Raw genomic sequence first — 20,620 nt, 5'->3', positions numbered from 1 at the left:
GGCGTGCCCGACGAGTCCGGCCACCGAACCCATCGGACACGCCCTAGGTCAGTGAGAGTCGTTGCCGGGGTGGCAGGGGCCGCACTCGGCGGCGTCGGCCCAGAGCGACAGATCGACCTCCCAGCCGTCCGCCGCGATGCGGTGGGCCGTCTTCATGACGGACCCGTCACTCTTCATCGCGACCTTGGGAACATGGTGCAGGAAGTGGCCGCCATTGAAGCGGTCGCACAGCTCGGCGTAGGCCACGGTGTCCAGGATGATCGTGTGGACGCCGATGTCCACTAGCTTGCTGGGGGCGAGCCCCAGGGCTTCACCTCGGTGCTGCATCGCGGTCAGCAGGTAGGCGTAGCCCTGGCCGAGGACGCGGGCAGCCATGATCGAGTCGTACGGGTAGTCCCGCATGAGGAGCCCGACCTGCTTGTCCCACAGTTCGGCCGGTACGACCTCTCGCGCGGAGTGGACCGGGCCGGTCGCCGGGTCGGTGGTTGGCAGGAGTTCACTAGCCGTTGCCATGGTGCCTCCGATCGATGACGCCCCGCGGTTCGGGGCGGTGCACTCAGCAGACCGCGCCGCTGTCGCCTGCGGTGATCAACTGTCTTGCTGCGCAAGGGGTTTGCACGCCGTGCAAGCAATCTCGACATGCGTGTGGAGTGTTCGTACCGTGGAGGTCCCCGGTTGTGTGGCGTGGGAGGGGCTTGTGCCCGTTGACCCGCTCTGGAACACCACCAAGGCACGTGAGTTAGCCGAGCAACGGCGGCCCGGCGCTCTCATCCGTCTTGGCCGCGAGCACCGGTCCTGGACGCTCGCCGCTCTCGGTGACCGGCTCGGCTGTTCACCGGCTACGGTCTCCCGGCTGGAGCGCCGAAGCCGGGTTGTCGACCTGACGCTGATTCACCGTGCCGCTGAGGCGGTCGGCGTTCCGCGACACATCTTGGTGAGTTCTCTGGCGCCACCCGTCTCCAAGGCATCGGCGACCACTAGAGTGACGGCCAGTCCGCACGCCGAGGAGGACCCAATGCGTCGCCGTACGCTGCTCGCCGCAACGGCGGCCGCCGGACCGGTCGCCCTGCTGATGGGAGTGGACGAGGCCCTGGCTGACACTCCCGCGCCGACCGGTGGCGGTCCGCTGGACGCTCGGCTGGCCACCGCCCGTGAGTTCTACGACAAGGGCGCGCACCAGCACCTGCTCACTGTCCTGCCTGGCCTTATCGCCGACGGGCACGCCGCTGCGTCCTCGCGCCGCGAACTTGATCAGGCCCCGGCTTTCGTCCGTTTACAGCCTGGCCGCCGCGGTGTTGAGCAAACTCGGCTCCTATGAGCAAGCCCGCCTCACGGCGGACCGCGCCCGTATGTGGGCCGAGGTGTCCGGTTCACCCTTGGCCTCAGCGGCCGCCGTCCGTGAGCTGGCGATCGTGCTGCGCCACCAGGAGCGCAACGACGAGGCACAGCGCATCATGAAGGCGGCAGCCGTCAACGTGGAGGCGACGGGCCTGCGTACGGACGCGTCGGCGTCGGCATACGCGCAAATGCTGTGCACCCTCGCATACACGGCAGCCCGCGGCGGACACCGCGCCGAGGCTCTGGCGATGACCGAGGAGGCCCGTCGTGCCGCGCGGCAGCTGCCGGCGACAGCCCCCGCAGGCCGCCTGTTCCCCATCAGCCCGGCTGCCGTCGATCTGTACGCGGTTGGCGTGCACTGGGCTCTCGGAGACGCGGGCGCCGCTCTGGAGGCCGGGAAGAACCTGCGCCCCGCGCAGTTTCCGACTGCCGAGCGCAAGGCCCGCCTGGGCACCGACATGGCACGGGCCTGGTGGGCGTGGCAGCGCCCTGAACAGACCGCCCAGGCTCTGCTGTCCGCGTACCGGGCCAGCCCGGGGGAGGTTCGTGATCGGCCCGCCATCCGCAGCATCGTGAACGAGCTGGCGGAACGGCACCCGCGCACCGTCGGGGTTCGCGAGCTGCATACGGCTGTACGACAGCAGGGGGCAGCGGGCTGAGTGAAGCGCCGCTCACGTCATGGGCGGCTCTGAGTTCAACAGGGTTAGCTCGGATCCGTGATTCGCTCTACCGCGTACAGAATCGACACGTTGCCTTCTTCGATTTCGCTGTCCGTCGCGTAGATCGTTCCCTCACGGATGATTTGCTACTCCGTTCAAGGCACAGGGCGTCACACCTGCGGGAGGATGACCGGACAGTAGTGTCCGTGTCACAAGTGCCCATGTTTACGGTACTGCTACGAGAGAGGCCCGGCTCCCCCGCGCGCGTCGTGGGGGAATCAGTCCTCGATCGCGATGAGAACACCGAGGCTATGGGGCGATACCGACAATCCGTTCAGCGGCATCGAGCGCGAGGCGCCAGGGGTATTCCTTCGGTTTGCCCTGACCTGGCTGGTTCGGGATGAACCCACCTTCCCCGTACAGCACCTCGACGCCCATTTCCCGTAGCTCGGTGACGCTACGCTCGAACTGTCGATGTTGCACATAGGCCGCGTTCACACACGGCATCGCCACCATTGGGATCCCTTTCCCGATTCCCTCGGCGACTACTCCGACCACGAAGTCCCGAGTGATGCCAAGCGCCCACGCGTTCATCGTGTTGAAGGTGGCCGGCGCGACGACGATGACATCCGCCGGCGGCCATACGTCCGGCTCGCCCGGCAGTTTGTACTCGGACCGTACTGGGTGCCCGGTCAACCGCTCAGCTCCTCGCACTGGTCACTGAGCCAGTGGGCGGCCGTAGGAGTGAGCCCGAGGCAGACGTCGAAGCCTCGGGCCTGCGCATCGTCGATCACTTTGGCGACATCGAAGACGGGCGGGGCGGCCGAGCTGAAGAGGTATAGCACGCGGGAGGTGGTCATGTTTCCTATCCGATCACGTGCAACCGCCCCCGATCCAGGTGGAGTCGGGGGCGGACGCCTGACTCGCGTCTTGACGTGCGAGTACCGTTCTCTGGCTCCGACCTCGCCTGTCCGCGCTACTGCAACGACTGATCGACGACCGCACACCACCGACAGCCATTGCCCGCGCCCGCCCGACCCCCTACCTCTTCCCCGGCATGCGCCCCGGCCGTCCCCTCACCGCGAACGCCTTGAGCGAGCGACTCATCCGCCACGGCATCCCCGCAACCCGCCCAGCCCGCAACGGCGCCTGGCTCTCCCTGGTCAGCTCCGTGCACTGGAAGATGCTCGCCGACCTCATCGGCACTTGCGACGCCACTGCCCACCGCTGGCATAAGCACTCCGCCACCGACCGCGCCAGCTACGTCGCCATGCGGATGAAGGACCAACCACCGCCCTCCGCCCCTGAGTGAGTGTTTGACTACTTCTGGATCAGGGCTGTTCGGTTATGCCAGCTTCTCTCTCGAAGCAAGCCACAGCTTGAAGCCGGACCCGCTCCCGCGCAGCCCTCTCGGCGTCGCTCAAGCCGCCGCCCTGCGCTCGCCGCCAGCCCAGCCCGTGCGCGCCTCCCGGGCAGGGCATCGGTTCCCGTCTCCGCCGTCACCACCTCGGCGGCCGGCCCAAACCGGAAGGGTGTTCAGCGGTCTACGGCGCTGAGGGCGATGTCGAAGCCGGCACCGTTGCGGGCCAGCCCCATCAGCAGGATGCCAGTCCATTCGAGGACCGAGGCCATCGCGAGCCCTCCCGTGTCCAGGGGCCGCAAGCCGATGCTCTCCAAGAACGCCGCAACGTGGGCCTTCGCTGCGGCATCGTCGCCCGCGACGAAAGCGTCCAGGGGGGTGTCACGAGCGATGACGTGGCCGAAGAGCGAGTTCAGCGCCTTCACGACAGGTGTGCCCTTGGGGGCGGCAGCGGCGATCTCCTGAGCTGCCGAGCTGCCCGGGGCGGTCGCCAGTCCGCTGGCATCGGCGCTGAAGGGATTGGAGATGTCCACGAGGACCTTACCGGCAAGCGCGTCCCCGTAGTGCGTGACCACGTCGACTACGCCGGTGTACGGGACGGCCACGATGACGATGTCACCTGCCGGCGGTGCGCCGAACTCGCCGGTGGTGGCTCCGTGGCCGATCTGGTCGGCCAGCGCCGACGCCTTGGCGGTGTTGCGGCTCATCAGCTCGATCGCGTGGCCGTGCTTGGCTGCGCGGGTGCCGATAGCGGTGGCCATGTTGCCCGATCCGATGATGCTGATGGTGGTCATGACGTGTTCCTTTGCTGTCCATGTGCTGCTGGTAAGGAGTGGGTTGCCGATCTGGTGGGCTGCATCAAGCGCTTTGGCCACGCAGCGTCGGCTCGGGGGCTAGTTGCGTTCCCGGGCGACGTGTTCGCGTACCGCGGGGACGGTCTCAGCGGCGAAGCGCTCGATGACGTCCTGGTCGTCGCTGGCCAGAATGAAGTTGCTGACGCCGTCCTCGACGGCCAGCCGGGTCAGTTCCTCCGGAGTTTGCTGGCCGGGGAAGATGTTGAGCAGACGGGTGATCTCGCGGGGGTCTCGGCCGGCGGCCCGGGCTGCGTCGTCGATGATCGTGTTTCCCTTTGCCACGCCGCCCGGCTCCATCATCGGCAGTGACGGCAGCCAGCCATCGGCCTTGCGTCCCACCAAGCCCTGCATCTTCGGCTTGTGGGCGCCGAGCCAGATCGGGATCTCGTGGGCGGGCGCGGGTCCCCGCTCGGCGCCGTGGACCGCATAAAACTCGCCGTCAACGTCCAAGCCGCCCGGCCCGTCGGCATCCCAGACCCCGCGGATGATGTCGATTGCCTCCTCAAGTGCCGCAACGCCCTGCAGCGGGGTCAACCGCCGTCCGCCGATCGCCTGCACGGCATCCCAGAAGTAACCGGCTCCGAGCCCGAGGCTGGCTCGTCCACCGGAGAGCAGATCGAGGCTGGCCGCCGCGCGGGCGAGTACACCGGGGGGCTGGCGCAGCGGCAGGTTCAGCACGTTGCCGGACACCCCGATGCGCTCGGTCCGTGCAGCCACCCAGCTCAGCAGAGTCCAGGTATCGAGATAGCTCGACCGGTAGGGATGGTCCTGGAAGGTGACGAAGTCGAAACCGAGCCGCTCACTCAGCTGCGCCAACTCGACCGGACGGCTGGGCGGGGAATTGGTGGGGCCAAGGAATGTTGCGAAACGCAGGGGATGACCGTAGTCGGGCATCGCTGTCCCTTTCCGTCGTTCGTTCGTGGCGGCCCCGCGCCGTCGTCGCGTACCGCGTGGAGTCAGAGCAGGGCGCCGATGATGTTGTAGCGGGGCTCGGCCCGGCTGGTCTCGTGGTGCGGTCCGGTCGGAGCGCTGAGATGAGGCACGCCTTCGGTCGCCCCGCACGGTCAGATCTGGCTGAACCCGCCGTCGACGACCAGGTTCGCGCCCGTGACGAAGCTGGCGTCCGAGGAGGCCAGGAACAACGCGGCAGCCCCGATCTCCTCGCTGGTCCCCAGCCGTCCCAGCGGGATGGCGGCGGTGATCTGTTCCCGGAACTCGGGAGGCACGGTGCTGAAGAGCGCGGTGTCGATCGAACCGGGACTGACGACATTCACCCGGATACCGCGGACCTTCAACTCCGCTGCCCAGGTGCGGGCGAGTGAACGAATGGCGGCCTTGCTCGCCGAGTAGACACCGGCACCGGGGATGCCCTTGGTCGCGCTGTTCGTGCCGTTCAGGATGATCGACGCTCCGTCGCTCATCAGGGGCAACAGGTACTGAACGGTGAACACCGTGCCGCGGAAGTTGACGCCCACCAGCGCATCGAACGTATCGGGGGTGATACTTCCCAGCGGGTCGGTCACCGACGCGACGCCGGCGCTCGCGAAGAGGACGTCGACGCGACCGTGGTCTTCCCGTACGGTTTCGGCCAGGCGAGCCAGGTCGTCCAGATTGCCCGAGTCCGCCTGTACGCCCGTCACGTTGTGACCGATGGCGGCGACAGCCTCGTCTAGCCGACCCTTGTCGCGCCCAGTGATGTACACGTAGGCGCCTTCGGCCACGAACAACTTGGCCGTCGCCAACGCCATCCCGGAGGTTGCTCCGGTGATCACAGCGACTTTGTCATCAAGCTTGGGCATGTTGACCTCTACCTTTCTGTCGGCCGGACGGCCGCGCGAGGCATAAACCTGCGCGGTTCTTCGGGCCGCGCTGGGCCCCGCTCGTGCGAGGCGTTCCGCAGCGGGCACGTTCTCCCGTTCACAGCTACACACCTACCGTAACAGATGCGTGCGCGCGCACCTAAGTGAGCGGGCATCCACTTCGTGGGTATACTTCCGGGCGTGAGAGCACCCGTGTCGCAACCGCGCATCATTTCCCCGGCTCAGGTCGACGGCTGGTTTGGGCTGCTGCTCACCCACGCGGCGGTCACTAGGCGGATCGACGCCGTGCTGTTGGATCGGCACAAGATCTCGTTCAGTTCCGTCGAGATCCTGTGCTGGCTCCTGGAGGCCGAGCCTCAGTCGGTTCGAGGTCTGTCCGGCAAACTCGTCAGCGTCAGCCCGACCAGAGCGTCACGGTTGGTTCAGGGACTGATCGATGCCGGGCACCTGCAACGGGGAGCCCACCAAGGCGACGGTCGGGTGTCGCTCATCAGCTTCACCGAGAGCGGCCGACGCTTCGCCGAGACGGTCAGACGAACCTTCGAAGACTCGGTCAAGAAATATTTCGTCGATCCCCTCGACGACGATGACATCGCTGCCATCGCCCGGATCTGGGCCAAGCTCGAAAACGCAGAAGGACCTCGCTGAGCGAAGCCGATGCACCCCGGGCGCCAGCTCCCACTCCCCCGACACCATCGTCTCAACGCCTCGGCGCACACCGTACGCTCGCTGGCGGTGCGCACCTTGGCCTACCGCGGCGACAGCATCTGAGCGCCGGACGCGCAGGCGGCGGGCTGAGCACGGCTTGGCTCCGAGAAGGAAGCACACATGCTCTCCGCTCTCGTCTCGGTAATGCTTTGGGCTTGCCGGGAATCAAGTCGTGGCTTCCAGTTGTGGGACTCGTTGGTCTGGTATGGGGAGACCGGAGGGGATCGAGGCCGTCCTGGCTGCGAAGTTTCAGGTGTTGTTACCGCATCTGGACGAGCGTCAGCGTCGGCTGGCTATAGGGGCGGAAGCGCTGTCGCTGGGGCATGGCGGAATCAGGCGCGTCGCTGCTGCGGCCGGGGTCCAAGAGGGTACGGTCTCGCGCGGTGCGGCTGAACTGGACTCTGGCCGACCCCTGTTGGGGCGGGTCCGTCGTCCTGGTGGGGGCCGGAAGAAGGCTGTGGACCTCGATCCGGGACTGCGGCCAGCGCTGCTTGCCCTGGTCGAGCCCGACGAGCGGGGCGACCCGATGTCGCCCCTGCGCTGGACGACGAAGTCGACCCGGAAGCTGGCAGCGGAGCTGGATGCGGTCCCGCCCGTCCGCGGCCGGATTAGCCACCTCATGGTGATGTGGGAGAAGAGCTACCCGTGCGGAACCATTCGACGGGATCCAATACTGCGCTGCATCAGTTGGCCGACCCCGGCCCGCGGGGCGCGCTGCCCATGCTGCCCGGCGGCACCGTGGAGACGACCGACGCGACGCCCGAGGACACCCTGCACCGCGAAGCCGCCGAGGAAGCCCAGCTCACCCTGACCGATCCGGTGCGACTGGGCTGGGTGCTGGACGAGACCGGCGAGGTCTACGGCGGCGTGGGGCCCAACGCCCGGCTCCGCCTGGCCGCCCGGGTCACCACCATCGGGCGGGCCGCCGTCGACCCCGCCACCGGCCACCCCTTCGCCCGCCTGCTCACCACCCCCGCCCAGGCAGCCGCCCTGCTGGGATGGGGCCCGCCCGGCGCGCGGCAAGCCCAGCTCGCAGTGGAGACAGCACGCGAGCGGTGGGGCCTGCCCGCCGCTCGCTCCGCCGCCATCGAGGAGATTCCTGCGGAGGGGATGCGGCTGAGCTGACCCGAACGGTCCCCCGCCTCGACTCGCCCCGCTCCACGCACCTCTGAGGTAGCCCCATGCCGTTGTCGCACGACCACATCCGCACCACCGTCGAGACCTACCTCGCGCGCCACCCACACGAGCGCACGCAGCTCGGCGCACTCCTGGACGCCCTCGACCGGCCCACCGACATCGCCAGCCGCTCCACCTTCACCGGACACGTCACCTGCGGCGCGATCGTCATCGACTCGCTCGGCCGCGTCCTGCACGTGCTGCACCTGGCGAGCGGGAAGGTCCTCGCCCCCGGCGGACACACCGAGCCCACCGACGAGTCCCTGCCAGCAGCGGCGCTACGGGAGCTGCACGAGGAGACCGGAATCCCGCCCCAGGCCGTCACGCCGTGGCCCGGCTACGAGACAGTGCCGTTCGACATCGACATCCACGACATCGACGCCCACCCGGGCAAAGACGAACCCGGCCACCAGCACTTCGACCTCCGGTTCCTCTTCCGCCTGCACACCGCGAACGAGGTAGAGGTGGTGCTGCAGGAAGAGGAGGTCGGCGGCATCGAGTGGCGGCCCGTGGACAGGGCGGCCTCCCCCTCCCTGCGCGAGAAGCTCCTCAAGCTCCCGCTCCAGGTCGACCCGGAGACGGCCAACGCCTCCGCACTGATCTACAACGACCGCGGCGAGTACTTGCTCCACCTCCGCGACTACTTCCCCGGCCGGATCTGGGAGCCGGGCATGTGGTCCCTGCTGGGCGGCGGCCGAGAACCCCAGGACGCCACCCTGGAACACACGGTGCGGCGCGAACTGGCCGAGGAAGCCGGCCTCGACATCGCTGATCTGACCCCGTTCGGCACCGAGTACGCCTGCGACGACGCCGGCGCGGTCGTGCCCATCGCCATCTACGCGGGCCGCTGGAAACACCCCCGCACGCCCGGTGCACCGCGCACCAAGGCCAGCACAAGTTATGGTCGGAGCAGGCACCAGCCCAGTCGAGGGGTGCCACGTCCGATTACGTCAGACATCCGCCAACTGCTGCGCGCCCCCTCCGTCCCGTGCGCAGCGCACTACCGCCCGCGCTCGATCGCAGACGACGCGGACCTGAGCTACGCCTGGCTCGCAGGACCCAGACGATGACATCCGCTCGGTGGTGGCGCTGCGATCCGACTTCAGCGAGGAGCAGCGCGCCGCGGTGCTCTGCGACTTCGACCCAATGTCCATCTCGCACACCCTGCCTTGGGTCGCGGACCTGCACGGCAACACCGACGCAATGCGCGGCCTCGCCGTGTCACCCACCCACCACGCCCAGCCGCACGCTCAACTCCCGCCCCAGACACGGCCATCAGGACCGATCCTCGACACCCTGACCAACCGCGTCACTTGCCCGGGCGCCGGGGTCACGCCCAGCGCCGTGTCGCAGCATCTGTCGGTGCTGGTGACGTGTGGCCTGGTCGCCCGGGCACGGTCCGGCCGGGCGGTGCTGTACGCGCGCAGCGGCCTCGGGAGCGGCTCACCGCGCGCCAGCCATCCCCCGTGGCACAGCATTGACAGTCAAAACGCCGCGGAACCGTTGGTCGACCTGGCGTCAACGACGCCAGTCACAAAAACATCCCAGAACACCAACTACCTAGATCAGATGCCCTCTAAGTCGAAGAACTCCGGCCCGCCTACACCTACGAGGCGGCTGCTCCCCGGTAGCCGATGTGGGCGGCCAGCTCGTCGTAGCGGTACCGGTCCGTCTCCGCGAACTCCCGCACCCGCTTGGCGAACTCCGTCCACCCACTCCTCTGCGGTGATGCCGCTGGCCTGGGTGGCTCGTGCTTCGGGTTCTGTGTCGACCGCGTGGCCTCCGACATATCCGATGACGCCCTCCAACCGGTCGCGGAGAAGAGCGTCAACGGCAACCCTCAGGCCTCACCCGCCAGGACCACTACGAGGCCTGCACCTTCCTGGGGAGGGTGCAGGCCTCGTGTCTTGTGCCCGGGGGGATCGATCAGAAGGGGTAATGGGCCTGCTGGGTCGCGATCGTCACCCAGCGGGTGTTGGAGAACGCCTCGATGCCCCACCGTCCGCCGAACCGGCCGTATCCGGAGGCCTTCACGCCTCCAAAGGGGGCGTTGGGTTCGTCGGCCACGGACTGGTCGTTGATGTGCACGATGCCGGTACGGATCCGGCGGGCGACGCTGAGCCCGTGGGTGGCGTTCTCGGTGATGATGCCGCAGGTCAGGCCATTGTCGGTGTCGTTGGCGAGGGCCACGGCGGTGTCGTCGTCGCCAAACGTCTCGACGACGCAGACCGGCCCGAAGGCCTCCGCGTAGTAGAGGTCCGCGTCTTTGGGCACGTCGGTGAGCACGGTTGCCGCGTGCACCGCGCCCGCCGGCTGTCCGCCGCCCGTCAGCACGGTGGCGCCCTTGGCGACCGCGTCCTGCACCAAGGCGGCGACACGCTGTGCGGCGGAGGTGGTGACCAGCGGACCCACCACGGTGTGCGGGTGGGCGGGGTCTCCGGCCTGGAGGGAGGCGACCTTGGCGGTGAACTTCCGGGTGAACTCCTCGGCCAGCGACTCGTGTACGAGGACGCGGTCGCCGGACATGCAGATCTGCCCGGAGTTCATGAACACGCTGAAGGTGACGGCGTCGACGGCGTAGTCCACGTCCGCGTCGTCCAGGACGATCACCGCGTTCTTGCCGCCCAGTTCGAGCACGGCCGGCTTGAGATGCTTCGCCGCGTGGGTGCCGATGATCCGGCCGATGCCGGTGGAGCCGGTGAAGTTCACGGCACGCACCCGGGGATCGGCGATCAGTGCCTCAGCGATTCCCGCCGCGTCCTCGCGGGCGTTGGTGATCACATTGAGTACCCCGGCGGGCAGTCCCGCCTCGCGCAGCACGTCCGCGACGAGCAGTCCGCAGGCGATCGGCGCGTCCTCGCTGGGCTTGACGACGACCGTGTTGCCGACGGCGAGCGGCGCCGCCACGGCCCGGACACCGAGGATGACCGGAGCGTTCCACGGTGCGAACGCCGCGACCACGCCCAGCGGTTCCCGCACGGCCAGGCCCAGCGCGCCTTCCTCCTGTGCGCTGAGCACCTCACCGCGCGGAGCGGTGATCGCGGCGGCCGCCTCCCGCAGGATGTTCGCCGCCAGCGCCACGTTGAAGAACGCCCAGGGCCTGGTACCGCCGGCCTCGTGGGCCATGATCTCGGCCACCTGCTCAGCACGTGCGTCCAGCAGATCCGCCGCCTTGAGGAAGATCGCGCGACGGGCGAACGGCGTGACCGCGGCCCATTCGGCGAACGCCGCGTCGGCGGCGTCCACGGCCCGGGTCACGTCCTCCGGGCCGGCCGCGGCGACGGTCGCGTAGACCCCGCCGGTGTAGGGGTTGATGTCCTCGGCGGTGCGGCCGGAGAGGGCGGGCACGTCCTTGCCGCCGATGAAAAGTTCGCGGGTGAGAGACATGACGGGCTTCTTTCAGTTCGGGGCGGTCGTGGCGGGGCCACAGAACGTGCGGGGCGGCTCAGGCGGGCATACGGACGATCGGCTTGATGACGTCGCCGGCGTGCGACGCCTCAAGCGCCTGCTCGATCTGGTCGAAGGCGAACCAGGAGACGAGGCGTTCCATGGGGAAGCGGCCCTGGCGGTACAACTCGATGAGCGCGCCGATGAGTTCGGTGCTGCGACCGCCGCCGCCGAGGACGCCGACGATGCGCTTGCCCCACAGGGTGGTGAGGTGGTCGAGGGTGAACTCGGCTCCCGCCGGGGCGCCGCCGATGATCGCGCAGGTGCCGAGCATGCCGACCGAGTCGGCGGCCTGGCGTACGACGGAGATGATGCCGGTGCACTCCAGGGCGTTGTCGGCGGGCCCGCCGCAGATGTCGTGCACGGCGGTGACGGGGTCCGCGTCGCCGGCGTTCACGGTGTGTGTGGCGCCGAGTTCCTTCGCCAGCTGCAGCCGGGTGGCGTGCCGGTCGACCGCGATGATCGTGGTCGCGCCGCTGTTGCGGGCCGCCATGACGGCGGCCAGTCCCACCGAGCCGGTGCCGTAGATCACGAGACTGGAGCCGGTCTGCGGGCGCAGCGTGTTCAGCACGGCGCCCGCTCCGGTGGACAACCCGCAGGCCAGGGGGCCGAGCAGGTCGAGTGGGACGTCGTGCGGGACCTTCACCAGGCTGTTGGCCCGAGTCAGGGAGTGAGTGGCGAACGAGGACTGGCCGAAGAAGTGTCCGTGGAGGGTGCCCCCGTCCGGGCGGCTCAGGGCCGAGGCCCCGGTCCCCGGCCGGACTCCGCCGACGAGGAGTTCGCCGAGCCGGGCGCAGTAACGGGGCTCACCGGAAAGGCAGTTGCGGCACTCGCCGCACCACGGCCAGCCGATCACGACGTGGTCGCCTTCCCGCACCGACGTGACCTCGGGACCCACGGCGATCACGACACCGGCGCCTTCGTGGCCGAGCACCCCGGGGGCAGGGAAGGGGAGATCGCCGTGGCGCGCCAGGCCGTCGGTGTGGCAGATCCCGGTGGCCGCGATCCGCACGAGGACCTCGCCCGCGCCCGGCTCGTCCAACTCGGCGTCCTGGAGCTGGAACGGGCCGTCCTGCCTGTCGAAGACGGCGGCTTGTATACGCATGACGGCCTCCCGGACACAGGGAACCACTCTGTTCGCCTGGTGGAATAACGTCCACGGAATGTGGCGGCGTGAGTCTGCGCCCGTCTGGAGCCGCTGTCAATGAAACGAGGCCGTGCTGTTCCTTATATAGGAACTAGCGTTTCATTTATTCAAACAGACCGCCTGAACGTCTCGGATCAAGCCTGTGGCCGATGGCCGAGCCGGGTGGAGATCTCGGTCGTGGCGCGCCGCAAGGGGGCTTCGAGGCGCGACATGACGGATTCCACCGAGGCGTTCCACACCGTGAGGTGCACCGCGACATTGACCGCGGCCACCACGGCGCCGGACCGGTCCCGTACCGGTGCGGCCAACGACCGCAGCCCCGGAGCGAGTTCCTCGTCGTTGAGCGCGAACCCGGTACGCCGGACCCGCGCCAGCGCCACCATGAGCTGCTCCCGCGCGGTGATCGTCTTCGGCCCCCTTCGGGCGAGGTCCGTGCGATCGACCAGGTCACGCACTACGGCCGGCTCCTGGTATGCGAGCAGCACCTTGCCCATCGAGGTGCAGTAGGCCGGAAGGCGGGAGCCGACATGCAGGTGGAGGCCCATGGCGAAGGTGCCCGCGCGACCGCTGCGCCGCCGGTCGACGTACACGATGTCCGGGCCGTCGAGCACGGCCATGCTGACGGTGTAGCCGGTCTCGTCCGACAGGGCCTGGAGGAACGGCCCGGCGACACGGGTGATCTCCATGGAGTTGATCGCCGCGAACCCGAGGTCGACGACCCGGGGCCCGAGGGAGTACTTCCGGGAGTCCGGATCCTGCTGGAGGTAGCCGAGTTTGGCGAGTGTCGCCACGTAACGGTAGGTGGTGCTGCGGTTGAGACCAACCGCGCGCCCCAGGTCGGAAATGCCCAGCACGGGCCGGGTCTCGCTGAACGACGAAAGGATCAGCAGCCCGCGTTCCAGCGACTGGGAGAACCCCGCGGCGGCGGCCTTCGGGGGTGATGCCGGGGCCTCGGCGTCGTCGGCTGCCAGGGGGGTCAGGGGCTCGTCGGATCCCGACGACGGTGTCCGTGAGGTCATGCCGCATGGTAGCGCCGAATGTTTCAGCTATTAGAACGCCGCGTTGACTTTCGTGACAGCCGCTCCTACGTTCCCCCCACCTTTGGTTCACCAGGAGGGCAAACATGCCTAAATCTCCTATGTCCGAACCGTCTCCCGAACCCAGCAGACGCCAGATTCTGCGCACGGCGGGCCTCGGTATGTCCGGACTCGCCCTGGCAAGTCCGCTGCTCGCCGCCTGCAAGGTCGGCAGCGGCGGCAGCGGCGGCAGCAGCAGCGGAGCGGCCACACTGAAGATCGGGTTCGTCAGCCCGCGCACCGGCCCCGCGGCCGGCTTCGGCGAGCCGGACGCGTACGTCCTCAGCCTCGCCCGCAAGGCCCTCGCCGACGGCCTGACCATCGGCGGCAAGAAGTACCAGGTCAAGATCATCGACAAGGACGGCCAGTCCAACCCACAGCGCGGCTCCCAGGTGGCCAACGACCTGATCAACGCCGAGGGCGTCGACCTGATGCTCACCACGTCGACGCCGGAGACGGTCAACCCGGTCTCCGACGCGTGCGAGGCCGCGGGCGTCCCGTGCATCTCCACCGTCGTCCCCTGGGAGGCCTGGTACTTCGGCCGTGGAGCCAAGCCGACCCAGAAGCAGGCATACCAGTACACCTTCCACTTCTGCTTCGGCGTCGAGCAGTTCCACCAGGCGTACACCCACCTGTGGCCGCAGGTGAAGACGAACAAGAAGACCGGCGTCATGTGGCCCAACGACTCCGACGGCAACGCCATCCGGCAGGCACTCGGGCCGCTGCTGAAGAAGGGCGGCTACGACATCGTCGACCCCGGCGCCTACACCGACGGCACCAACGACTACTCGTCGCAGATCGCCAAGTTCAAGTCCGAGCACTGCGAGATCTTCAACACCTTCCCCATCCCCTCCGACTTCGCCACCTTCTGGCGGCAGGCCGCACAGCAGGGCTACAAGCCCAAGATCGTGCAGCTCGCCAAGACGGGCCTGTTCCCCTCGCAGGTCGAGGCGCTGGGCTCCATAGGCATCGGCATCGCGGGCGGCGCCTACTGGACCCCGACCTTCCCCTACAGCTCCTCCCTCACCAAGATCTCGTCCAAGGACCTGGCCGACGGCTACCAGAAGTCGTCCGGCAAGCAGTGGACCCAGCAACTCGGCCCCAGCCTCGCCCTGTTCGACGCCGCAGCCGCCGCGTTCCAGGCGGCCACCGACCCCAAGGACAAGAAGGCCGTCGCCAAGGCGATCGCCGGTCTCGACGTGCAGACCCCGGTCGGCAGGCTCCGGTGGGGCAAGGGACCCAACGCCAACGTCGTCGCCACCCCCATCCTCGGCGGCCAGTGGGTGCAGGCCGCCAAGGGCAGCCCGTACAAGCTGGACTTCGTCCTGTGCGAGAACTCCAGCGACCCCAACGTCCCCGTCGCCGCGCGACTGCGCCCCTACACCGCATGAGCGCCGTGAGCACCCCGGCGGCCGACCCCACGAGGACGGAGGACCTCCAGCACGTCCTCGTGGGGGCCGGCCTCACCCTGAACTACGGCGACCTGCGCGTCCTGGACGGCGTCGACTTCCGCGTCGGCGCCGGCGAGGCGGTCGGCATCGTCGGCCCCAACGGCGCCGGGAAGACAACCCTGTTGAACGCCCTGGCCGGATCGGTCACACCGGACCGGGGCACCATCCACCTCGACGGCCACGACATCACGTCGATGCGACCGGAGCTGCGCTGCCGCCAGGGGATCGGCCGGGCGTTCCAGATCCCGCGCCCCTTCGGCGGGATGACCGTGCTGGAGAACGTCCTGGTCGGCGCCTCCTACGGCACCCGGCTGGCGCGGCGCGCGGCCCACCGAAGGTGCATCGAAGTCCTGGAACTGTGCGGGCTGATCGACCTCGCCAACAGGCGCGCCGAGAGCCTCGGTCTGCTGCACCGCAAGCGGCTCGAACTCGCCCGCTCACTCGCGACCGACCCACGCGTCCTGCTCCTCGACGAGATCGGCGGCGGCCTCACCGACGCCGAGGCCGCCGAACTCGTCGCCACCATCAAGCAGTTGCGGACGCTCGGCATCAGCATCGTGTGGATCGAGCACATCGTCCACGTCCTGGTGCAGGTCATCGACCGCCTGGTGTGCATGGACGCCGGGCGGGTCCTCGCCGAGGGTGAGCCCGAGGCGGTTCTGCGTGACGCGCACGTCGTCGACGCCTACCTGGGAAGGGGCAGCCATGGCTGACCTGCTGCACATTTCCCACCTCGACGCCCGCCACGGACTCCTCCCCGCCGTACGGGACCTGTCGCTGACGGTGTCGGACGGCGAGACCGTGGCCCTGGTGGGCGCCAACGGAGCCGGGAAGTCGACCTTGTTGCGCACGGTGGCCGGAGCCCATCCGGCTGCCGGAGGAACCATCGCCTTCGACGGGAACGACGTCACCGGCCTGGCGGCGCACCGGCGCGTGGGACGCGGCCTGGCCCTCGTTCCCGAGGGCCGCAAGCTCTTCCCCGACCTCACCGTCGAGGAGAACCTGCTCGTCGCCGGCCGACGCGCCAGACCCGGACCCTGGAGCGTCGACACCGTCCTGGACGCCTTCCCCCTGCTGCGGCCGATCCGCCACAAGCGGGCGGGCAGCCTCTCCGGCGGCCAGCAGCAGGCCACCTCCATCGGCCGCGCCCTGATGACCAACCCCAGGCTGCTGCTGGTCGACGAGGTCTCGCTCGGCCTGGCACCGGTCGCCGTCGACGCCGTCTACGAGTCACTCACGGCACTCATCGCCGACGGCGCCACCGTCGTCCTGGTCGAACAGGACCTCAGCCGCGCGATGAGGGTGGCGGACCGCGTGGTCTGCATGCTCGAGGGCCGCGTCGTCCTCGACGCCCCCGTCGGCGAGGTCACCCGCGACCAGGTCACCGACGCCTACTTCGGTCTCGGCCGTGTGAGTACGACCTCCGCCCCGGTCGACACACCGGCGGCCCACCCCACTCCGGAGCGGACATGAGCTGGATCAACGCCATCGTCCAGGGCCTCTTCCTCGGCGGCCTGTACGCACTCTTCGCCTGCGGCCTGTCCCTGCTGTTCGGCGTCATGCGCATCATCAACCTCGCCCACGGCGACCTCGCCGTGCTCGGCGCGTTCGGGGTCTGGTGGGTCTCCACCCAGGCCGACGTGTCACCGTTCCTGGCGCTGCTCGCGGTGCTCCCGGTGATGCTCGCCCTCGGCTACGCCCTCCAGCGCACCGTCCTGGCCCGCAGCCTGCGTGGCGGTGAACTCACCCCGCTGCTGACGACCTTCGGACTCGCCATCGTCCTGCAGAACGCCCTGCTGCAGATCTTCTCCCCGGACGTGCGCTCCCTCGGCCCGTCAGTGGGCTCACTGTCGACCGGCAGCTGGAAGATCACCGACCAGTTGTCCGTCCCGTACCTCGGCGTGCTCATCCTCGCCGTCGCCGTCGCGGTCCTCGGCGCCCTCCAGTTCCTGCTGCAACGCACCGGATTCGGCCGGGAGATGCGCGCCACCGCGCAGGACCCGGACACCGCGGCCCTCGTGGGCGTACCGGCCGCGTCCGTCTACGCCCGCGCCGCCGCGATCGCCGTCGCGGTCGCCGCCCTGGCCGGGACCTTCCTCGCCGTCCACTCCACCTTCGACGCCTCCAGCGGCCCCACCCAGCTCATCTTCGCCTTCGAAGCGGTCGTCATCGGCGGCCTGGGATCCCTGTGGGGAACGCTGACCGGCGGCGTCGTCCTCGGCATCGCCCAGACCCTCGGTGCCCAGATCGACCCGCAGTACGCGATCCTCGCCGGGCACCTGGTCTTCCTCGTCATCCTGGCCGGTCCCCGCGGCCGGTTCATCGCCACCCGGAGAGCCCACGCATGACCACAGCAGCCGCCCCATCCCCGCCCGGCGCATGGTCCGTCCAGCGTGCCGGACTGGCGTCCCGCATCGGTTCCAGTGCCCTCGTCCTCGTCGCGCTCGCCCTGTTCGCCGTCCCCCAGGTGCTCGGCGCGAACATCGTCCAGCAGCTCACCAGCCTGCTGATCTTCCTCATCCTCGCCGTCATGTGGAACGCCCTGGCCGGATATGCCGGGCTCGTCTCCGTCGGCCAGCAGGCCTTCATCGGGTTCGGCGCGTACGGCACGATCTACCTCACCCAGCGCGGCATACAGCCGTACCTCGCCGTAGTCCTGGCATCCCTCGCCTCCGCCGTGCTCGCGGCGGTGCTCTCCCTGCTGGTCCTGCGGCTGCGCGGCGGCCAGTTCGCCGTGGGCACCTGGGTCGTCGCCGAGGCGATCGCCCTGTTCGTCATGCTCGACCAGAGTCTCGGAGGCGGAACCGGCGTCTCCCTCCAGGGGCTGAGCGGCTACACCCCCGAGGTGCGCCGCGCGTTCACCTACTGGCTCACCCTCGCCTTCGCCGTCCTCCTGCTCGTCCTGCTGTTCCTCCTGCTGCGGCACCGCACCGGAGCGGCACTACAGGCGATCCGCGACGACGAGGACGCCGCCGCCTCGCTCGGCGTGCGCGTCAGGCCGCTCAAACTCGTGCTGTTCGTCCTCGCCGGCTTCGGATGCGGTGCAGCGGGCGCGCTCACCCTGGCCAACACCCTGTTCATCCAGCCCCAGTCGATCTTCGGGGTGCAGTGGTCGGCATACATGATCTTCATGGTGCTGGTCGGCGGCATCGGCACCTTCGAGGGGCCGATCATCGGCGCCGTGCTCTTCTTCGCCGTGCAGTACTTCTTCGCCGACCAGGGGGCCTGGTACCTCATCGGGCTCGGACTGGCCGCCGTGGCGTTCGCTCTCTTCCTCCCGCGCGGCCTGTGGAGTCTGCTGAACGACCGGCTGCACGTCCAGTTGCTACCCGTCGGTTACCATCTGCGGCGGCAGGGGGCCCGTCCCCACTCGTCATCGAGGGAGACTTGACCAGGTGAACGTTCCTGACCCCACGGCGGCGGACGCGGGCCGACCGGATCTGCCGGTCACGGTGCGCCACCACATCGGCGGTGAGTGGACCGAGCCGCTGGGCGGAGGAACCTACCCCGACCACGACCCCTGGACCGGATCCGTCATGGCGACGGTCGCCGCCGGCGATGCCGAGGACGCTCGCCGCGCGGTGGACGCCGCCCAGACGGCCTTCGCCGGGTGGGCCGACGCGCTGCCGGCCGAGCGACAGCAGGTCCTGCTGCGCGCGAGTGACATCATCGACCGCCGTCGCGAGGAGGTCATCGGGCTGCTGACGAGTGAGACGGGGTGCGGCCGCCACTTCGCGACGGTCCAGCTGGACTTCAGCGTCTCGCTGCTCCGCCAGGCCGCCGGACTCCCCTACACCGCCGTCGGGCAGGTGCTGCCCTCCGACATCCCCGGCACCCGGGCGCTCGCCGTCCGTCAACCGGTCGGAGTCGTCGCGGCCATCGCCCCGTGGAACGCTTCCCTGGTGCTGTCCGGTCGCAGCATCGTCGGCCCGATCGCCCTCGGCAACACGGTCGTCCTCAAGCCGTCCGAGGAGTCTCCCCTCACCGGCGGCACGCTCTGGGCGGAGATCTTCGCCGAGGCCGGACTCCCTCCGGGCGTCCTCAACGTGATCACCCATGCCCCTGGCGACGCGGGTGCCATAGCGGACGCGCTCCTCTCCCATCCCGCGGTGCGCCGCGTCAACTTCACCGGCTCCACGCCCACCGGCCGACGCCTCGCCGAGATGGCCGGCCGTCACCTCAAGCGCATCGTCCTCCAGCTCAGCGGCCAGAACCCGCTTCTCGTCCTCGCCGACGCCGACCTCGCTTACGCGGTCGACGCCGCGATCTACGGCGCGTTCGTGCACCAGGGACAGGTGTGCATGTGCGCCCGCCGGATCTACGTCGAGCGACCGGTCGCGGAGCAGTTCACCCGCCTGTTCACCGAGAAGGCGGCGGCGCTGCCCGTCGGCGATCCGCACGATCCACGCACCGTGGTCGGACCGGTGATCAACAAATGGGCGCTGTCCCTCCTGGACCGCCGCGTCGAGGAGGCCGTCTCGATGGGCGCCCGCCTCCTGACCGGGGGCACGGCGGCTCCGCCGTGCTACCCGCCCACCGTCCTGACCGACGTCCCCGAGGACGCCGAACTCGCCTTCGACGAGACCTTCGGCCCGGTCGTGATCCTGGAGACGGTCGACGACACCGACCACGCCGTGGAGCGCGCCAACGCCTCCCGCTATGGGCTGACCGCGGGTGTCCTGACCGGCGACGCCCATCGCGGACTGGACATCGCCCGCCGCCTCGAGGCAGGGATCGTGCATGTCAACGACCAACCGGTCAACGACGAGCCCAACATGCCCTTCGGGGGTGTGAAGGAGAGCGGCTGGGGCCGCTTCGGCACGGGCTTCGCGGCCGAGGAGTTCACCGAACTCCGCTGGATCACGGTGCGCGGGGAGCCGCGCGACTTCCCGTTCTGACAAGTTGCGGCGGCAGCACGACGCAGCGAAAAAAAGTCAATGGCCGCAAGCGACAGATCACCGTGGACACGCTCGGCCTGCCGGTGATGATCACGGTGACGCCCGCCGGCATCCAGCACCGCGACGCAACCGATAGTTCTTCGACTGCTCGGCGACAGTGTGATCAGGGGTGGGGACCAGAGTCCTGTCCACGATCAGCACGGCCTCCTTGCGGAACCGCTTGCGCTGCCGCCGGGCGAGTAACGGTCCGAGATGCCCGACGATGCGCGCAGCAGCCGACTTGGACACACCGAACAGCGAGCCGAGCTGCCGCAGCGTCAGGTTCGTCCGCCAATACGCGGTGACCAGCAGGACCCGATCGGGCAACGGCAGGCTCCACGGCCGACCCTTGCAGGCAGGGTCCGCGCCTTCGCGCCGCGGAGTGGTGACCAGCTTGCCGAACTGCCGCGGGCTCAGGCCGGCGAAGGGGACTATCCAGGACGGCTCCGACGCCGTGATCAGACCGGGCACGACAAGATCATGTCGCCGAGATCAGCCGTTACGGGACAGCCCTTAGCTTGGCGTTTATGCAGCCTTGCTGCTTGTGGCGGCTGCCGCGAGGTTCGGTTTGCCCTGTTTCCCGACGGGGTGCTGTCGTGCGCGGTGCTTGTTCTTCATGCCGGTTGGGCGGCCCGGGCCTGCTGTGC

At 69.1% G+C, this 20,620-nt stretch carries 18 protein-coding genes and 4 pseudogenes; 12 read left to right on the top strand and 10 right to left on the bottom strand.

Features of this window, described 5'->3' with window-relative positions; translation table 11 throughout:
• Positions 1–48: 48 nt before the first annotated feature.
• Entirely contained in the window at positions 49–513 is a 465-nt protein-coding gene (locus IH68_RS0147665; RefSeq protein ID WP_030949786.1) for a glycine-rich domain-containing protein, read from the bottom strand.
• A gap of 184 nt (positions 514–697) precedes the next feature.
• On the opposite strand from IH68_RS0147665, the pseudogene IH68_RS51110 reads away from it, so the two are divergent.
• Positions 698–1,997: pseudogene (locus IH68_RS51110) on the top strand (helix-turn-helix domain-containing protein).
• Between the two features lie 309 nt (positions 1,998–2,306).
• Here IH68_RS51110 and IH68_RS51105 read toward each other — a convergent pair.
• Positions 2,307–2,857, bottom strand: a pseudogene (locus tag IH68_RS51105) (flavoprotein).
• A 230-nt stretch (positions 2,858–3,087) separates the two neighbouring features.
• On the opposite strand from IH68_RS51105, the gene IH68_RS0147650 reads away from it, so the two are divergent.
• Positions 3,088–3,309, top strand: a complete 222-nt coding sequence (locus IH68_RS0147650; RefSeq protein ID WP_159403877.1) for a hypothetical protein — start codon at positions 3,088–3,090, stop codon at positions 3,307–3,309.
• Between the two features lie 224 nt (positions 3,310–3,533).
• Here the strand turns inward: IH68_RS0147650 and IH68_RS0147645 are convergent, their stop codons facing one another.
• From IH68_RS0147645 to IH68_RS0147630, 3 genes are all read right to left on the bottom strand, one after another.
• Positions 3,534–4,151 (bottom strand): NADPH-dependent F420 reductase, encoded by a 618-nt coding sequence (locus IH68_RS0147645; protein ID WP_030949780.1) that lies wholly within the window; start codon positions 4,149–4,151, stop codon positions 3,534–3,536.
• A gap of 99 nt (positions 4,152–4,250) precedes the next feature.
• Complete coding sequence (locus tag IH68_RS0147640; RefSeq protein ID WP_030949778.1) at positions 4,251–5,105, bottom strand: LLM class flavin-dependent oxidoreductase; 855 nt, start codon at positions 5,103–5,105, stop codon at positions 4,251–4,253.
• 170 nt (positions 5,106–5,275) lie between these two features.
• On the bottom strand, positions 5,276–6,010 hold the full coding sequence (locus IH68_RS0147630) for an SDR family NAD(P)-dependent oxidoreductase (protein ID WP_030949777.1): 735 nt from the start codon (positions 6,008–6,010) through the stop codon (positions 5,276–5,278).
• Positions 6,011–6,211: 201 nt separating this feature from the next.
• On the opposite strand from IH68_RS0147630, the gene IH68_RS0147625 reads away from it, so the two are divergent.
• The 4 genes and pseudogenes from IH68_RS0147625 to IH68_RS0147610 all read left to right on the top strand — a co-directional run bounded on the left by IH68_RS0147625 (position 6,212) and on the right by IH68_RS0147610 (position 8,985).
• Positions 6,212–6,679 (top strand): MarR family winged helix-turn-helix transcriptional regulator, encoded by a 468-nt coding sequence (locus IH68_RS0147625; RefSeq protein WP_234341840.1) that lies wholly within the window; start codon positions 6,212–6,214, stop codon positions 6,677–6,679.
• Between the two features lie 265 nt (positions 6,680–6,944).
• Positions 6,945–7,319 (top strand): annotated as a pseudogene (locus IH68_RS54695) (ISAzo13-like element transposase-related protein); the annotation flags it as partial.
• A gap of 107 nt (positions 7,320–7,426) precedes the next feature.
• Positions 7,427–7,864 carry an NUDIX domain-containing protein gene (locus tag IH68_RS51100; protein ID WP_234341839.1) on the top strand — a complete coding sequence of 146 codons (438 nt, stop codon included), beginning with the start codon at positions 7,427–7,429 and terminating at the stop codon, positions 7,862–7,864.
• Between the two features lie 56 nt (positions 7,865–7,920).
• Positions 7,921–8,985: an NUDIX hydrolase gene (locus IH68_RS0147610; protein ID WP_234341838.1), complete on the top strand. Its 1,065-nt coding sequence runs from the start codon at positions 7,921–7,923 to the stop codon at positions 8,983–8,985.
• A 536-nt stretch (positions 8,986–9,521) separates the two neighbouring features.
• Here IH68_RS0147610 and IH68_RS56865 read toward each other — a convergent pair.
• The 4 genes from IH68_RS56865 to IH68_RS0147590 form a co-directional block, all read right to left on the bottom strand.
• Positions 9,522–9,704 carry a hypothetical protein gene (locus tag IH68_RS56865; RefSeq protein ID WP_159403876.1) on the bottom strand — a complete coding sequence of 61 codons (183 nt, stop codon included), beginning with the start codon at positions 9,702–9,704 and terminating at the stop codon, positions 9,522–9,524.
• Between the two features lie 137 nt (positions 9,705–9,841).
• Complete coding sequence (locus tag IH68_RS0147600; protein WP_030949768.1) at positions 9,842–11,302, bottom strand: aldehyde dehydrogenase family protein; 1,461 nt, start codon at positions 11,300–11,302, stop codon at positions 9,842–9,844.
• A 58-nt stretch (positions 11,303–11,360) separates the two neighbouring features.
• Positions 11,361–12,467 carry an NAD(P)-dependent alcohol dehydrogenase gene (locus IH68_RS0147595; RefSeq protein WP_030949765.1) on the bottom strand — a complete coding sequence of 369 codons (1,107 nt, stop codon included), beginning with the start codon at positions 12,465–12,467 and terminating at the stop codon, positions 11,361–11,363.
• A 176-nt stretch (positions 12,468–12,643) separates the two neighbouring features.
• The gene (locus IH68_RS0147590; protein ID WP_063763614.1) at positions 12,644–13,528 is read right to left on the bottom strand and encodes an IclR family transcriptional regulator; all 885 of its coding nucleotides are present in this window, start codon (positions 13,526–13,528) and stop codon (positions 12,644–12,646) included.
• A gap of 104 nt (positions 13,529–13,632) precedes the next feature.
• On the opposite strand from IH68_RS0147590, the gene IH68_RS0147585 reads away from it, so the two are divergent.
• From IH68_RS0147585 to IH68_RS0147560, 6 genes are read left to right on the top strand one after another with little or no spacing between them, the layout of a single operon-like run.
• Positions 13,633–14,976 (top strand): ABC transporter substrate-binding protein, encoded by a 1,344-nt coding sequence (locus IH68_RS0147585; protein ID WP_107057669.1) that lies wholly within the window; start codon positions 13,633–13,635, stop codon positions 14,974–14,976.
• Entirely contained in the window at positions 14,973–15,749 is a 777-nt protein-coding gene (locus tag IH68_RS0147580; RefSeq protein ID WP_051834125.1) for an ABC transporter ATP-binding protein, read from the top strand. Before IH68_RS0147585 ends, IH68_RS0147580 begins: the two co-directional genes overlap by 4 nt.
• Positions 15,742–16,509, top strand: coding sequence for an ABC transporter ATP-binding protein (locus IH68_RS0147575; RefSeq protein ID WP_030949756.1), 768 nt, complete (start codon positions 15,742–15,744; stop codon positions 16,507–16,509). Before IH68_RS0147580 ends, IH68_RS0147575 begins: the two co-directional genes overlap by 8 nt.
• Positions 16,506–17,384, top strand: a complete 879-nt coding sequence (locus IH68_RS0147570) for a branched-chain amino acid ABC transporter permease (RefSeq protein ID WP_030949754.1) — start codon at positions 16,506–16,508, stop codon at positions 17,382–17,384. Before IH68_RS0147575 ends, IH68_RS0147570 begins: the two co-directional genes overlap by 4 nt.
• Positions 17,381–18,427 (top strand): branched-chain amino acid ABC transporter permease, encoded by a 1,047-nt coding sequence (locus IH68_RS0147565; RefSeq protein ID WP_051834124.1) that lies wholly within the window; start codon positions 17,381–17,383, stop codon positions 18,425–18,427. The genes IH68_RS0147570 and IH68_RS0147565 overlap by 4 nt, the downstream gene beginning before the upstream one ends.
• A 4-nt stretch (positions 18,428–18,431) precedes the next feature.
• Positions 18,432–19,934 (top strand): aldehyde dehydrogenase family protein, encoded by a 1,503-nt coding sequence (locus IH68_RS0147560; protein WP_078912948.1) that lies wholly within the window; start codon positions 18,432–18,434, stop codon positions 19,932–19,934.
• A gap of 129 nt (positions 19,935–20,063) precedes the next feature.
• On the opposite strand, the pseudogene IH68_RS0147555 reads toward IH68_RS0147560, so the two are convergent.
• Positions 20,064–20,444, bottom strand: a pseudogene (locus tag IH68_RS0147555) (IS5/IS1182 family transposase); the annotation flags it as partial.
• Positions 20,445–20,620: the final 176 nt, after the last annotated feature.

The organism is Streptomyces sp. NRRL S-646, from assembly GCF_000720765.1.
In the GTDB taxonomy this organism is placed as follows: Bacteria; Actinomycetota; Actinomycetes; order Streptomycetales; family Streptomycetaceae; genus Streptomyces.
Note: the sequence above shows the minus strand (reverse complement) of the source record. Positions and strands in the feature narration are given on the sequence as shown.